Source organism: Flavobacterium sp. B114r (genome assembly GCF_056824125.1).
Genome location: NZ_CP124858.1, coordinates 5,525,084 through 5,540,238 on the forward strand (window position 1 = coordinate 5,525,084; position 15,155 = coordinate 5,540,238).

The 15,155-nt window shown below is 34.1% G+C and carries 15 protein-coding genes; 13 read left to right on the plus strand and 2 right to left on the minus strand.

From position 1 onward, the window contains the following. The first annotated feature begins 27 nt into the window (after positions 1-27). From QLQ94_RS22975 to QLQ94_RS23025, 11 genes are all read left to right on the plus strand, one after another. Entirely contained in the window at positions 28-2,340 is a 2,313-nt protein-coding gene (locus QLQ94_RS22975; RefSeq protein ID WP_427402446.1) for a hypothetical protein, read from the plus strand. A 2-nt stretch (positions 2,341-2,342) separates the two neighbouring features. Next, complete coding sequence (locus tag QLQ94_RS22980; RefSeq protein WP_271336248.1) at positions 2,343-2,801, plus strand: hypothetical protein; 459 nt, start codon at positions 2,343-2,345, stop codon at positions 2,799-2,801. Positions 2,802-3,187: 386 nt separating this feature from the next. Further along, positions 3,188-3,670: a M15 family metallopeptidase gene (locus tag QLQ94_RS22985; protein WP_271336249.1), complete on the plus strand. Its 483-nt coding sequence runs from the start codon at positions 3,188-3,190 to the stop codon at positions 3,668-3,670. Between the two features lie 4 nt (positions 3,671-3,674). Then, entirely contained in the window at positions 3,675-4,145 is a 471-nt protein-coding gene (locus QLQ94_RS22990; protein WP_271336250.1) for a hypothetical protein, read from the plus strand. Between the two features lie 4 nt (positions 4,146-4,149). Further along, positions 4,150-4,482 (plus strand): hypothetical protein, encoded by a 333-nt coding sequence (locus tag QLQ94_RS22995; protein ID WP_271336251.1) that lies wholly within the window; start codon positions 4,150-4,152, stop codon positions 4,480-4,482. Between the two features lie 225 nt (positions 4,483-4,707). After that, positions 4,708-4,995, plus strand: coding sequence for a hypothetical protein (locus QLQ94_RS23000; RefSeq protein WP_271336252.1), 288 nt, complete (start codon positions 4,708-4,710; stop codon positions 4,993-4,995). Then, positions 4,982-5,284: a hypothetical protein gene (locus tag QLQ94_RS23005; protein WP_271336253.1), complete on the plus strand. Its 303-nt coding sequence runs from the start codon at positions 4,982-4,984 to the stop codon at positions 5,282-5,284. Before QLQ94_RS23000 ends, QLQ94_RS23005 begins: the two co-directional genes overlap by 14 nt. A gap of 193 nt (positions 5,285-5,477) precedes the next feature. Then, positions 5,478-6,563: a hypothetical protein gene (locus tag QLQ94_RS23010; protein WP_271336254.1), complete on the plus strand. Its 1,086-nt coding sequence runs from the start codon at positions 5,478-5,480 to the stop codon at positions 6,561-6,563. Positions 6,564-6,578: 15 nt separating this feature from the next. Then, complete coding sequence (locus QLQ94_RS23015) at positions 6,579-7,235, plus strand: hypothetical protein (protein WP_482498657.1); 657 nt, start codon at positions 6,579-6,581, stop codon at positions 7,233-7,235. 77 nt (positions 7,236-7,312) lie between these two features. Beyond that, complete coding sequence (locus QLQ94_RS23020) at positions 7,313-8,938, plus strand: fibronectin type III domain-containing protein (RefSeq protein ID WP_271336256.1); 1,626 nt, start codon at positions 7,313-7,315, stop codon at positions 8,936-8,938. Positions 8,939-9,043: 105 nt separating this feature from the next. Then, positions 9,044-9,511, plus strand: a complete 468-nt coding sequence (locus QLQ94_RS23025; protein ID WP_271336257.1) for a phage holin family protein — start codon at positions 9,044-9,046, stop codon at positions 9,509-9,511. 152 nt (positions 9,512-9,663) lie between these two features. Here the strand turns inward: QLQ94_RS23025 and QLQ94_RS23030 are convergent, their stop codons facing one another. After that, positions 9,664-10,092, minus strand: coding sequence for an SRPBCC family protein (locus QLQ94_RS23030; RefSeq protein WP_271336258.1), 429 nt, complete (start codon positions 10,090-10,092; stop codon positions 9,664-9,666). A gap of 258 nt (positions 10,093-10,350) precedes the next feature. Between QLQ94_RS23030 and QLQ94_RS23035 the strand changes: the two genes are divergently transcribed. Both QLQ94_RS23035 and QLQ94_RS23040 read left to right on the plus strand, forming a co-directional pair. Next, positions 10,351-11,745, plus strand: coding sequence for an aldehyde dehydrogenase family protein (locus QLQ94_RS23035; protein ID WP_271336259.1), 1,395 nt, complete (start codon positions 10,351-10,353; stop codon positions 11,743-11,745). 233 nt (positions 11,746-11,978) lie between these two features. Next, positions 11,979-13,388, plus strand: a complete 1,410-nt coding sequence (locus QLQ94_RS23040; RefSeq protein ID WP_271336260.1) for an MFS transporter — start codon at positions 11,979-11,981, stop codon at positions 13,386-13,388. A gap of 63 nt (positions 13,389-13,451) precedes the next feature. On the opposite strand, the gene QLQ94_RS23045 is transcribed toward QLQ94_RS23040, so the two are convergent. Continuing rightward, positions 13,452-14,837: an efflux transporter outer membrane subunit gene (locus tag QLQ94_RS23045; protein WP_427402451.1), complete on the minus strand. Its 1,386-nt coding sequence runs from the start codon at positions 14,835-14,837 to the stop codon at positions 13,452-13,454. Positions 14,838-15,155: the final 318 nt, after the last annotated feature.

A 15,155-nucleotide genomic window follows, 5' to 3' on the forward strand; every position in this document is an offset into this window, starting at 1 on the left:
TTTGCCCTTTCCTAAAAAACTATCCCAATGATTATTAAAAACCATACAATAGAACTAAAAGATACCAGTGCTTCTGAAATGGCCAGGTTTAGGCAAATTATGCTGGGTATTTGGCGTCAGCAGATTGAGGATGATAAAAATACTGACGAGATGATTAAGTATGCTAGCACTTCTAACATAAATAACAGCACTAATTTGGTTTCGTTATCAAAAATTATAGAAAGCATTAAAAATAAAATTGGAGAAGTTCATGAGCACATGTTTTTTCATGATTTAGTTGATATTCCAAACAGTATTCCTGATGGTTTCGAAGAGTTCACTTATGATGATAGTCAGGGAAATGTAAAACAAGCTGGAATTCTTTTAAAATCGAATCAGTTTAAGGGGATAAATTTGATAGCAAATACTTTTCAGGCATTTATTGAAATCGGAAGTGAACAAACCGATTTTATACTAACTATTTTCAATAATGATTTAACTCAAACCGCATTCAAATTTACCGTTCATGATTTTGATCTTTTTATGGCCCTTTTTAAGTCTTTAGGAATTAAATATAGCGATACTGGTAACAAAGCTGTCATTGATTTATATATTAAAAAAATAAAAGACGCTAAAAATGATCCTAACCAACTAGACGTCATCTATCAATCATATCCTAAAATTTTATTTGGAAAAATGGACGATTCGGATTTATACAAACATCTGGATCTTATTTTAAATGATATGTATTTACTTGGAGGGTCGGTTGGTACAAATGAAGACAAAGCTGTTTTACAAATTCTTTACGCAATAAAAGACAGGCAAAGTTTGTATATAATTCTTAGAGACTCAGACTTGTTATGCAATATATACAGAAAGCTACAAGGTGATGAACTCCAAGATCTACTTCGATTTGTAACTCATTTAGTTGCTGAATTTGACAATTCAAAACCAACAGATACTGTGTATTTTGACAACAGTTATTATTTATTTAGAGATACGCATATAAAAACTGCTTGGTCAGGAAATAACATTTTGATCGATAATTGTAAAAAAACGGATAAGACTGAAACAATTGGAAAAGCTAGAGCTTCGATAAGTGCAAAAGATCTTGATAGAATAAACCCTCCAGGAGTCTACGAAGTACCCGTTTTTGAGCATTATATTGAATGGAAACCATTTAATCCATTAGCAAAATTAAACTTTGGTACAAAACTGGGAGATTTGGGCGATCAAATAGGCGACGAAAATACGTTTGTTATTGCCTTAAAGCTTCATAATATGGCTACTAAACAATCAAACTGGGATTTGTTTAATATTGCCACAGATTTATTGAGTTTATTATCTGCGGTTGGTGCATTGCGTATTGTTTTGGCAAAAGGAGCACCTATGACAGCGAGAGCACTTGCAGGAATTGTTTTAGCAAAAGACGCTACTCATTATGCTATGTTAAGTAATGGTACTTTAGAAAAATGGCATAAAAATGGTTATGGTTGGCTAGCCAATCTCTGGATCGCTTTTAGTGTAACAGCAGATCTTGCTTCTTTTGGATTACCTAATTTATCAAAAATGGCAAAGGAAGGAAATGCAGCGGCTGAATTGGCAGAAACAGCAAAAGATGCGAAAGAAACAAGAAAGGTTATTGAGGAAGCAAACAAAATTGTTGAAGTTCAAACAGGAAAAGATGTTTCAAAGATGACTGAGAAACAGTTTGAAAAATTTGTAAAACAAACAATGATCGATAATCGTAAAATAATTACTTTAGCGGATATAAATCAGTTAGGAATTGCAAATAAAATTCAACTAGTTGACGAATCAGGCGAAAACGTAGCTTATATTACTCGAAATATGCGATATGGCGCTAAAAAAGGAATTACTTACGAGTTTAACGCTCTAAGAGAAGCTGGAACGATTAAAAAAGGTAGTAAAACTGACCTAAAGTGCGAAATGAAATTACTAGATAGCGAATCTGCAAAAAAATATGATTTGACTGTAAAACAAAATGAAGAAATTTTATATCTTGATTTTAATATTCCACCAAAAATTAATGAGCAATATAGCGGTTTAGGACAAATAATTTTTGATGACGCACATACTTTTATGAAAAACAGCAAAAAAGTACCTGAAATAAGCGGTATGTTTGGTGTTTGGATTAAATATCCCGCATATTATGCACATTACGGTGGAGAATCTATTAATCTTAAAAAGTTTTTGAAAGCCATAGATAGTGGAATGGATGAAAAGAAAGCTGCTTTTGAAACTATTACTGGAGGATGGGCGAAAGATAACGGATATACCAAGGTTGAATTTCAAAAAGAATGGTCAAGAGAAGAGGTCATTGTTAAATTTTTAAAAGAATAAAAATGGGAAATCATTTATACGAAAACGGAGATTGGATATTTATTAGTAATTCAACTATTAAAGAAAAAACTAATAGGGATTTCTATCCTGTTGATTTAGAATCTAAAAACAGAAAATGGGGAAGTAATGAAAACCTAGATTTAAAATACTCTATTATTTTAGATGTATTAAAAGAAGTAATTCCAGAAAAAGCTAGCAAAAAGGGAATAATGGATGTCGAATTATCAATGGAAGAAGTTTCAGGAATAAAGACAGTCTTTGAACGTGAAATAAATCACTTATTATCTATCAGAAAACTTGCAAAAGATGGATATAATATTTTAGTCTTCGATAAAGAAATTAAAGTTGACACAAGGAATCAAGCTCCAACAGATGGTCGCTTAGTAGCTTTTAATGACATCTATTTAATTGCGAAAGAATGTCTGGATGAAAACAAACCTATGTTTTTAAGTATTGATTAAATTCAATTGCAAAAATATAATTTATTACAAACCCGTTTTTCAATTCAAGAAAAACGGTTTTTTTTTTGTCATCTATTTGTTTCAAGTGACAAAACAAAGCTACAAAAAGCAAAACATCTTCTACTGAAACTACTGACTTACAACTCCATATTATTTTTCAAACACGCTATTTCGGCGTATTTTTACAGTGTTATTAAAACGTGTTTCACCTCTTAAATGTGATCACAAAAAAGGAACTTTTCAAGCTTTATTTACAAGTTTTTCTTAACCGTAAATAAATCCTTAAACACAAATAATCTTATTGCAGCATAAAAATCCTGATTGTCGTTAAACTATCAGGAAAGGCTTTTTATTCTCAAAATTTGAAATCTTTAATACACACAAATATGGATCAAACAACAAAAAAACACATCGATTTACTGCATCCTTCTGTCAGGGAAGAAGTGACTAAAATCATCGAAGAATGCGATCTGGCATTAATCGGACGCGCAAAAGTACATATTACGCAAAGTCTCAGAACTTTTCAGGAACAGGAAGACCTTTATGCTTTTGGCAGAACGAAACCCGGAAAAAAAGTAACTAATGCAAAAGGCGGACAATCTATTCACAATTATGGCTTTGCGATAGACATTTGTCTGATTATAGATGGTAAAACAGCTTCCTGGGATACGGCAAAAGACTGGGATGGTGACCAAATTTCGGACTGGCAGGAATGTGTCGAAATTTTCAAGAAACACAATTGGAACTGGGGCGGAGACTGGAAAACCTTTAAAGATCTTCCGCACTTTGATAAAAAAGGATACAGCGACTGGAAAGTGCTCAGTAAACTAAAACGTGACAGAAAAAACTATGTAATCTTATACAAATAATCAGATGAAACATTTAAAATTAAGACACCTCACTTTTCTAATTGCCGTTTCTTTTGTAATTACTTCCTGTACCTCAACCAAAACAGCCCTTTTCGATCATTATTCTTATCAAAAAACAACAGAGATAAAGGTAGAAACTTCGAAATTAATGAGTCAGGCAAGTACGCCTTACACTTCAAATAAAGAAGCAATTGAAGTTTTATTTCTGAACATTGAAAAATTGACCGAATATGAAAAAAGTAAACCCAATAACGAAATCACTTTTGCGATGTGGAAAATCCTAAACGACAAAGAAAAAAATCTTTTGGCAGGTTTCTTCCAACGGTGGAAAACGAAAGAAGTTTTATCTCCAACCTTTATAGAGGAATCCAAAAAACAGGTTTTAGAGGCTGTGGATTTGCTGATTCAATACGAAATTAAAAAAGACAAAGAATCAAAAGATGCCCTTTGGGATTTAATCAACAGCAATACTTAAAACTATGAACAATGATCTATTAATAGAAGAACTAAAAGACAAACTGAAAGTTATTATAACCAAAAGTTATAAAGAGAATAAAACCGAATTAGAAAAGGATTTAAACGCATTTTTAGAAACCTCCAAAGAAAAACTGGAACGCTGGATGTTTCTTTTTTCTATAGGGGATTTAACCGAAGAAGAATTAGAATGGCTTCTAAAAAGCCAATTGGATTTGGTGACATTGCAAGCACTTCAAACTACCGGAATTTCAAAAATAAAACTCAATACGCTTAAAAATAATATTATAAAAATGATTTTTAAAGTGATTACAGAAATGATTATCCCAATCGCATGAAAACATTATTTTTAATTCAAAAAAAAGAATAATAAATTTCTAAAAATCAGACAATTAAACACAAACAACAACTTACTGAAACTACTGATTAGGAACCTCAAAAATCTTGGTTAAAGGCAAATCGCGGTGTATTTTTACAGTATCAAATAAAATAGCATCTTTTTGATATGGCGCGCAGATTCAAAAAGAAGTATTCATTAATAAAACAACAAATAATAACGGTATATGAAAGATTTTATCATAGATGAAGACTTGTTAATTACAGATGGAGATTTCGCCCTGAAACAGGCAGATCAGCAAAACATAGAACATCTATTGTTAAGCCAGAAAGGAAGTTATAAAGAGTTTCCGATTCTGGGAGTAGGAATCAAAAAATACATCAACAGTCCGGATGCAACCTCCAGGCTAAGACTAGAAAACGAAATAGACAAACAATTATCGTATGACAACTTTTTTGTAAAAACATTAGATGTCAACGATTTACAAAACATTAAAATCGATGGAAACTATTAAACCACAGGAAAACCAAAACATTTTTGACATCTCTTTGCAGGAATACGGAAGTATAGAGAAAGTATTCGACCTTTTAGAAGACAATAATCAATTTAACCTTACTGATGATATTTCTGTTTATGAAGATTTAAAAATTGGCAGGGAAGCTTTTAAAAAGGATATTGTCGAATATTACAATGCCCGAAATTTAAAACCTGCCACTTCTATTACAGACGAGGAACAGTATTTACTGGATAATTTCTCCGGAATTGACTATATGATTATCGAAGATGATTTTATCATTTATTAATTCATAACTTCAATGTTGATTGCTGGAAACGTTGGCTATCAATAGGCAGATTTTCGGATACATTTAAACCTCTGCTTTTAGAAATCTCTAAAGAAAACTACACTTCTGTAGTATTTACAAAAAAAACATAAAAAATTATCTATAAGCATATTACACATGTCTTACAGGCTAAACTATATCTAAAAATTAAAATATGGCACGTACAATTGCTGAAATACAGAACGAAATTCTGGATGAGAAAAAGAAACAATCCTCTTTAAACGGCTTAACAGACTCAAAAGCTGCGATTTGGAAACTCTGGATCAACATCGTCGCTACCGCGATCTGGATACACGAAAAAATAGTCGAAAAAAACGCCCTGATTTCAAGGCCTCACACCTTAAACTGGTATCGCGAACAGGCTTTGAATTTTCATTACGGGATGCCTTTAGATCCGGATTCGAACAACAGAATATCGCTGATTTGGAAAGAAGGTGCTTATCAATTTGACACCGCAGAACTCACCGACACCGAAATTGAGGCTGCTAAAATAATCAAACATTGTGCGGTAAGCGAAATTGACTTGGAAACGGTATTAAAACCCAAGGAAGAAATAGGAGATATAAAAGAAATTTTTTCGGATTATTTCCATAATAAAGTTGGTGTTGTTTTTATAAAAGTCGCCACTGTAAAAGACGATAAAATTTCTAGAATTGATGTTCCTAACGAACTTTATGCTTTTAAGGAATATATCGCTAAAATAAAAGATGCAGGAAATCAGGTATATATTACTTCTGACCAGGGAGATAATCTAAAAATGACTTTGAATGTTTACATAGATCCTCTAACTATTTATATTCATCCCAAAGACATTGGATACTATCAGTTAAAAAGTATCAGCAGGGATTTAACTGAAGAAGAAAAAAACAAATTAAAGCAATACGAAGAAGCGTTCCTAGAAAACCCACTAGATCCGGCAAACGGTTCCTTAATCTTAAACAATACAATATTTCCGATAACTGATGCTGTCAATGATCATTTGAAAAATATTGAGTTTAATGGCGCTTTTGTCAAAACCTATCTGGTTGACGCTATTCAGAAAGCATCAGGAGTTAAGATTCCGATATTGAAAAAGGTTGAAACCACCTGGGCAAAAAATCCTAATGACCAACAAAATCCGGAATATAAAGATGCTACCAATATCGAATATTTTATTCCGAATTCAGGTTATTTTGATATGGATACGCTTCAGGTTGAGCTCAACTACATTCCCTACACATTCTTCAGAGATAAACAATAGTCTAATATATATACAATGAATAAATACACCGTTTTAAAATGGGAAAAGCTGTTATTGTGGCTCATCCCTCCTATTCTTAGAAAAAAAACTCATATTGACTGGCTCGATGTTTTGCTGACACCCATTCATACCATTTATGAAGAAACACTCTATAAAATGCAGCATACCGGACAGATTATTTATCTGGAAAAAGTACTGAACGAGACTTATAACCCAACTAAAAACTACAATCCTAATTTAAGTACAGAACAAAAACGATTAGAAGAGTTGATTTATATCGACGAATCCGTAAAACCTACTATACAATACGTACATCTGCACAAAGAGTATCACGAACCCGCTACTCGTTTACCAAATGGTACTTTAACAGAAGGCGCTTTGATGATTCCGCAATTGAAAGTTTTTACGCATAATGAATATAAAAACAGGAACAATAAACCTCCTTATCTCGCACATCGTGAAGACTATACAACAATATCATATGCCAATTTCAGAGTATTTATTCCGGAAAGTTTAATAACCAACAAAACGATAGTGATTGAGCCAACTGAAAATCAATCAGCACCAACTGAAGCTATTAAAGTAGCCAATGTAGAATACAGCAATCTGCTTAACTTCTATAAACTGGCCGGTAAAAGTTATGAAAGCTACTCCTATTCACTGAAAAATTAAAAATAAAAGCTGAGATATAAAAAACTCAGCATTGAAACAGCAGTATAAAAACAACAGCCTTTTAAATTAATAAAAAAATGAAACAAATAAATTTTAGTCATCCAGGAGGATTTCCTCTGGAGCAAGAAACTTTAGAAAGACTTCAAACCGCTTACAGAGCTGAATTATTCGGAGCTTTGAAAGCACATTTAAGTATTGAAATTGATAAAAACTATATCATAGCTCCGGCAACTAATGCTACAAAAGGCTGGGCCATTATCCAGCAAGACGAAAATAATTTAAAAAATCCTCCGGCAGTTTTACCAGAAACAACAGCGGTTTTATACCCTATTCAAAAAGGAGCTCCAACCGGATTTTTAAAAACCACCAGAAAAGGTACCAATTTAGTGTACGGAACCGGAGTATCTCAAACTGCTTATTTTGATTATGAAGCGGAGTACATTAGCCCCGAAGAGTATGCAAATCGCCCGGACACTTCTCATAATGACAATCTGTTAACCGTTTATTATTATGATTTAAGACCTTTTAAAATTGTTAAGGATCTCAAAACGATTGAACTGATTATTCAGACAATTGAGGAAAACATCAATTCAATTAAGACTAATATTTCTGCAATAGAAACTAACATTGACGCAGTTGAGGCCGACATTAAAAATTATTTACCCCTTAATGGCTCAAAGGCTATGAAAGGCGATCTGGATTTAGACATTTATAAATTATCAAAATTAGACACTAACGAAGCCGCTGTAGCCAATGTAAGAGCGATTGACTTTAGATTAGGTTCAGCAAGTAAAAGAGGATTAAGACATCCTGCAGATCCGTTAGGAAGAGCTTTGGTAGATAATAGTACCGCATCTAGTACAGGTCTTACTCTAAATTATGGTTCAGATTGGGAAAATACCAATATTGGAGGAAAAGTATATTTAGAGAATGTAAAATCATCAGATTCTATAGGTTCCTTACTAGTATTAGACAAAGCCAATCAGATTATTAAAAGCGATACACTAATTGAGTCGCTAATTGATCGCATCATAAAATTAGAAAAAAAACCTGCAACGGCTGTACCTTTGGGTGTGATTGCTCTTTGGGGAAAAGCTGCACCATTTCCGGAGGGTTGGGAAGAATATGTGCCCTTAAGAGGAAGAATGCCTGTTGGTCTGGATATCTCACAATTCGAGTTTAGTATTATGGAAGCCATGGGAGGAGCTAAAAGCAAACAACTTGCTATTGAGGAAATTCCTGCCCATACCCATACCTATGAAAAAGCAATTACAGGGCGTGGTTATCAAACTAGATCTGATGATAATCCGTTAGGAACAACCACTTCAGAAACTTCTGGCAGTGCTGGTGGAGGACAAGCTTTTTCTATATTAAACCCTTACAGAATAGTTCAGTTTATCGAATATACAGGACGCCCGGTTGATACAACAGCTCCAGTAAACGCTCCAAATTTAAGAGTTGCAGACGTTGGAAGAACATTTGTAGCCTTACAATGGTCTCCATCATTTGATGAAAGAGGCATTGCTAATTACTTGATATACAAAGATAATATTTTGGCTGCCACAGTAGCTGATGTAACTTCTTATGCTATTGGTGGTTTATCAAGGTCCAGAACGTATAATTTTTATGTTGTTGCTATGGATGCAGCAGGAAACAAAGGTCCAGTCAGTAATACTGTATCAGCAAAAACTAATTTGCTGTAATAGCCAAAAGGACCAATATAAAATAACTATAATACTCTTTTGGGGCTTAAAAACCCCAAAAGATTACTTATAAAGACCTCGAATTTATAAAAACACAATCCTACCATGCAAAAAATTTCAGAATATTCAAACGAAATTAAATTATTGCTTTATGGAATTTTTATTTACTTAGAAATGGATGTCGGAATTGTCAAAGTATTATTTTACCTCATGGTTATGGATACTTTTTTAGGTATTATCAAAACCATTGTATTGAACAACGCCTTTAGCTTCAAAAAACTAGCCCTGGGATTTGTTTCCAAGTTAGCTGTATTGCTGATACCAACTGCTCTGGCATTGATGAGCATAGGACTTAATTACAACTTTAAATGGTTTGTAACCATCGTAATGGACTTGCTTATTGTAAGTGATGGAATTTCTATCATCAGCAATATTATTGCCATAAAGACAAAAAAAGAAGTAGAAAATTTCGACGCAATGACATTAATTCTCAAGTCGGTAAGAAATCGCCTGATCCAACTTTTCAAAAGACTTCTGATCACAATCGATCCAAAATATCACATCGAAAAATAGAACAATCCCAAGACAATATTTTTTTACAATTACCATCCACTATTAAAATATAACAATCCTCTAATTTACTTTTCAAACCCATTAAATAATGGAGATAGTATAAAAATGATACGATTGACTTTTATACTATCTCTATTTATTACCGGGTAATACTAAAACTTCCTTTTTTGATAAGGTGTTCCTTCTCCATCTTCACAATAACTTTTCAGACTTAATAAAAACATTGCCCAATTGTAATTGCACCATTGGTAAAACTCAGTAAGTTCGCGCCAATCAAAATGTTTAAGGACAACCGCGGTTACTCCGTCCTTTTCTGTAAGGTCGAATGAAATTCCTGTCCCGATCCATTCCGGGTCAGAATCTACACATTCCCATACTATTCTTTTATTTGGAGACAATTCGACCACTTTCATTTTTGTATCATAATTATCGTCGAAATCAAACTCATTGATAAACCCCACTTCCGGCTTAACAATCAATTCTGTTGTCCAGACGGCAGCAAGACCTTCCTGTGTTGTCAGTACTTTATACACTTCTGCAATAGGTGATTTGATGTAATTAATGTGTTCGATTTTTTCCATTTTTATGATTGGTTATGGTTAGAAATTCAAAGTTAATAATTTTTATAGTACACAAATACAGTGTGTTTTTCTAAATATATCCGAGCGATTATGGTATTTATATTCAAAAATAGAAGAGCAATCTCAAACAGAATCAGGTGATCTATTTGAAGTTTTTCTCTGTTATGAGGATTAATTTAATTAACTTTAAATTAAATACTATAGTAAAAACAGATTAGGAATTACTTTGTTTTGTCCTGATCTAAAATAAAAGACACTATGAAAACGACTGCAGAAATAACATCCCCATACGATCTGAGTTTTATTAAGGAATTGCCCTTAATCAGTAAAAATGATATCGACAAAGTCCTCAATACCGCTCACAACTTGTTTACCGATCAGTCGAATTGGATTCCGGCGTATAAAAAAATTGAAATACTGGAAAAAACAGCTTCAATAATGACGGATCGAATCGAAGATTTATTAGTTACCGCAATAAGCGAAGGCGGAAAACCATGGCAGGATTCTAAAGCTGAGGTACTGCGCGCTATCAAAGGTGTAAAATTAGCCGCAGAACACATATCTCAAATAAAAGGGGAACAAATACCAATGGGGCTTACTGACGCCTCTTTAAACAGGATTGCTTTTACATCAAAAGAACCTATAGGAGTTGTAGCAGCTGTAAGTGCCTTTAATCATCCTTTAAATTTAGCTGTTCATCAAATCGTTACCGCAATTGCTGCGGGTTGTCCTGTAATTTTCAAACCTGCAACGGCAACTCCGTTATCCGGTTTCGCCCTTGCCGATATTCTAAAAGAAGCAGGATTGCCTACCGGATGGCTTCAGGTGATATTGTGTGACAATGAAACCGCAGAATTACTGGTAACAGATCCGCGTATTAATTTTTTATCCTTTATTGGGTCGGCAAAAGTAGGCTGGTATCTTAAAAGCAAGCTATCTCCCGGAACAAGATGTGCCTTAGAACATGGCGGGGCTGCTCCCGTTATTGTTGAAAGTGATGCTGATTTTGATGAAATGATTCCTTCTCTGGTAAAAGGAGGTTTTTATCATGCCGGACAAGTTTGTGTTTCGGTTCAGAGAGTGTATGTCAATCAGGAAATCTGTGATGCTTTTATTGAAAAATTTGCAGCGGCAACCAAACTATTAATTACGGGAGATCCGCTGGATAAAAAAACAGATGTAGGTCCGCTTATTACACCTAAAGAAGTTGATCGTGTCGAAGAATGGGTGAACGAAGCCATAAAAAAAGGAGCAACCTTAATAACAGGCGGAAAAAGAATTTCGGCTACTTTTTTTCAGCCTACTGTTTTGTTTAATCCTTCAGAGGATTCTCTTGTTTCTACTAAAGAAATCTTTGGTCCGGTGGTATGTATCTATCCGTTTATAGATCGGGACGAAGCAATAAAAAGAGCCAATGCTTTAGACGTTCATTTTCAGGCTGCTGTTTTTACAAAAAATATAGATATTGCTCTGGATACCGTTAAAAAACTAAATGCTACCGCAGTTATGGTTAATGATCATACGGCATTTCGCGTAGATTGGATGCCATTTGGAGGCAGGGATTCTTCAGGTATCGGAATGGGTGGAATTTCATATGCTATAAATGAAATGACCAGAGAAAAACTAATGGTTATTAAAAGCAAATTTTTATAATTTTTTCGTTGAGTATAATTTATAAACACATAAAAACATAACTTTCATTTAGAAAAAAAAGTAACAAAAAGAAACTCATTTCTTTCAGATAGCTATGTGTATTTCAAATAAGTGAAACGCTTTTTATAAATAAACAAAAACTATGTTTCTATATGGTTAAGATCAAACGCAACAGGTTCAACGTACTATAAGTAACCGAATTTAAATTCTAAAAAAAGAAAAAGTTTTAAAATATGGATACAAACATTGCAGGACAAAACAATGAAACAATAAAAAAAGTATTACCGCTCATTTTAGGGACTTCCATTTTTATGCAAATGCTCGATTCTACTATTCTTAATACATCGATCACTTCTATTGCCAAAGATCTCCACGAGTCGCCGCTTGATATGCAGAATGCCATTATCAGTTATGTTTTGACTCTTGCACTATTTATGCCTGTTAGTGGCTTTTTATCGGATAAATTTGGAACTAAAAAAGTCTTCATTTTTGCTTTGTTACTCTTTAGCATTGGCTCTTTATTTTGTTCTCTTTCTCAAAACCTAACTCATCTGATTTTTTCGCGTGTTATTCAGGGTATCGGAGGAAGTTTAATGACTCCGGTAGGCAAACTGGCGCTTATTAGAACATTTCCTAAAAAAGAATTATTAAAGGCAATGAATTTTGCTATTATTCCTGCCTTAATTGGTCCTGTATTAGGGCCGTTGGTGGGCGGATATATGGTCGATTATTTATCCTGGCACTGGATTTTCCTGATCAATATTCCTTTTGGGATTATTGGTATATTATTAAGTCTGAAATACATGCCGGATTACAAATCTCCAATAATCGATTTTGATTTAAAAGGCTTTTTAATCTTTGCAGCGGCTTCACTGCTCTTATCTATTTCTTTAGAATTATTTGGCAATACAGTTCGTCTAACCCCGGTTTTACTGATCTTAATGTCAGGATTCCTGATGTTGTACTGGTATTACCGCCACGCTGTTACGGACAACAACCCTCTTTTTCCTCTCAATTTATTTCAGGTGAGAACCTTTCGTGTCGGGATTGTAGGTAATCTGGCTACGCGTCTGGGTTTTAGTTCGATTCCGTTATTATTACCTATGATGATTCAAATCGCTTACGGACAATCGGCTGTTACTTCTGGATGGATTGTTGCTCCTATGGCTCTTACTGCAATGTTTGGAAAATCAGCTGTTATTGGGATTTTAAATACGTATGGTTACAGAAAAACTCTAATGGTCAACACTTTTATTATTGGTGTATTAATTTGCGCATTAGCCATTCCTTCTATTCATACCTCGATTTATTGGTACATTCCCATTATCTCGGTATTGGGTTTCTTTAACTCGATACAATTTACGTCTATGAATTCGATCTCTATTGCAGATTTAAGGGTTTACCATACGAGTAGTGGCAACTCTTTGGTTTCTGTAAATCAACAGCTGGCTATTGGTTTTGGAATCGCTTTTGGGCTTTTAGTACTTAAAATTTTTCAGGGTGATACAAAACTCATTCATAACGAAATACACAATGCTTTTCGATATACATTTTTAGTTGTAGGTTTTCTGACCATTCTTTCCGGATTCGTTTTTAGAAGACTTCATGATAAAGATGGTGACAACTTAAAATCAGCTAATTAATAAAAAACTAAAGCCCAATCTTTTACAATTGGGCTTTAGTTTTTCGTAAAATTCTTTATTTTTTTAGTTCCAGCCGCCACCAAGCGCACGATATAGATTTACAACAGCATGCAATTTCTGACTTTGATCGTCGATACCTCTTAATTGTGCGGTTAATAAATTCTGTTCGGCCGTTAGTACATCTGTATAATTAGTCGTTGAATTATTTAATAATTCTTTATTAAATTCTACCGCTTTGAATAAAGCTTCTAACTGTTTCTTTCTTTTTTCTTCTTTTAAAGCGGCATTATCATATTTTGACAAGGCATTAGAAACTTCCTCACTTGCTTTTAGCATTGAAAATTCAAAATTGTAAAGCGCTTCTTTTTGAATGGATAAAGCAGTAGCCAATCTTGCCTTATTAATTCCTTTATTAAAAATAGGCTGCGTAAGTCCTCCCGCGATATTACCAAAAAGTCCGCCGTTTGTAAACCAGTCTTTCAATCCAAAGCTTGAAAAGCCTGCCGCTCCGCTAATGTTTAAAGCAGGATAAAAATAGGCTCTTGCGACATTACTTTCTTCAAATGCCATTCTAAAATTATATTCGGCCTGTTGCACATCTGGTCTGTTTGCCAAAAGTTGCATAGGAACCCCAATTTTAAGATCGTACATCAGCTTTTGCTTTTCGAGAACACTACGCTCAATTTTAGAAGGTGATTTTGCCAGAAGTACACATAAAGCATGTTCCGTTTCGGTTATCTTTTGTTCGATATCCGGAATAGCCAATTCGGCTTCATAAAAATTAGCTTCACTTTGTACCACCGCTACTCCATTTATAATCGAATTTTCGAACAGTACTTTAATCGTCTCTGCATCGGTTTCTCTGTTTTTCGCTGTCTTTTTAAGCACTTTTAGTTGTTCGTCTAGAATTAGCAACTCATAATACGAATTGGCAATATCAGCAATCAGCTGTGTATGAACAGCACGTTTGGCAGCATCTGTAGCCAATAAATTGGCCAGGGCGCCTTTTTTAGTACTTTTTAATTTACCCCAAACATCTATTTCCCATCCGGCAGCAATACCCAAATCATATTGTGTCGACTGATCGAAAAGTCCAAATCCTTGCGGGAAAGCCAGTCTCGATTCTTTTACGGATAAATTCCCATTTACCGACGGTAGAAAAGCGGCTTTACTCAGTTTAAGAGTGATTCCTGCCTGATTGATTCTTTCTACCGCAATCTTCAAATCCAGATTTGCAGCCAATCCCTCAGCAATAAGTTGTTGCAAAGCAGGATCAGTAAATAATTCCGACCATTTCATGGTTGCCATGTTAATCGTGTCTTTGTTGTCAGGTTGACGATAATTTACAGATGTTGTGGGTTTTGTATAGGATTTCGTGATTTTGCACGAACTCCATATACCGGCAACCAACAGTACAATGGCTATTAGTTTATAATTGTATTTGTTCATTATAATATATTTTTATTTATTATTTATTTGACTGAAATTTAACCGCTAAGTCCGCAATCCCGATAACTATCGGGATACAAAAAGTTCACAAAGCTAACTCAGCACAAAGCTTTACGAACTTTATGTTTTTATAAAAACTATCCTTGTAAAAAACTTTGTGTGCTTTGCGGTAAAATAATCTGCTTGGTTATGAAATAAGATTTAACCACAGAGTTCACAATCCCGATAGCCATCGGGATACACAAAGTTCACAAAGCAGCTTCAACACAAAACTTTGCGAACTTTGTGTTGTTATAAACCATACATGTAAAATACTTG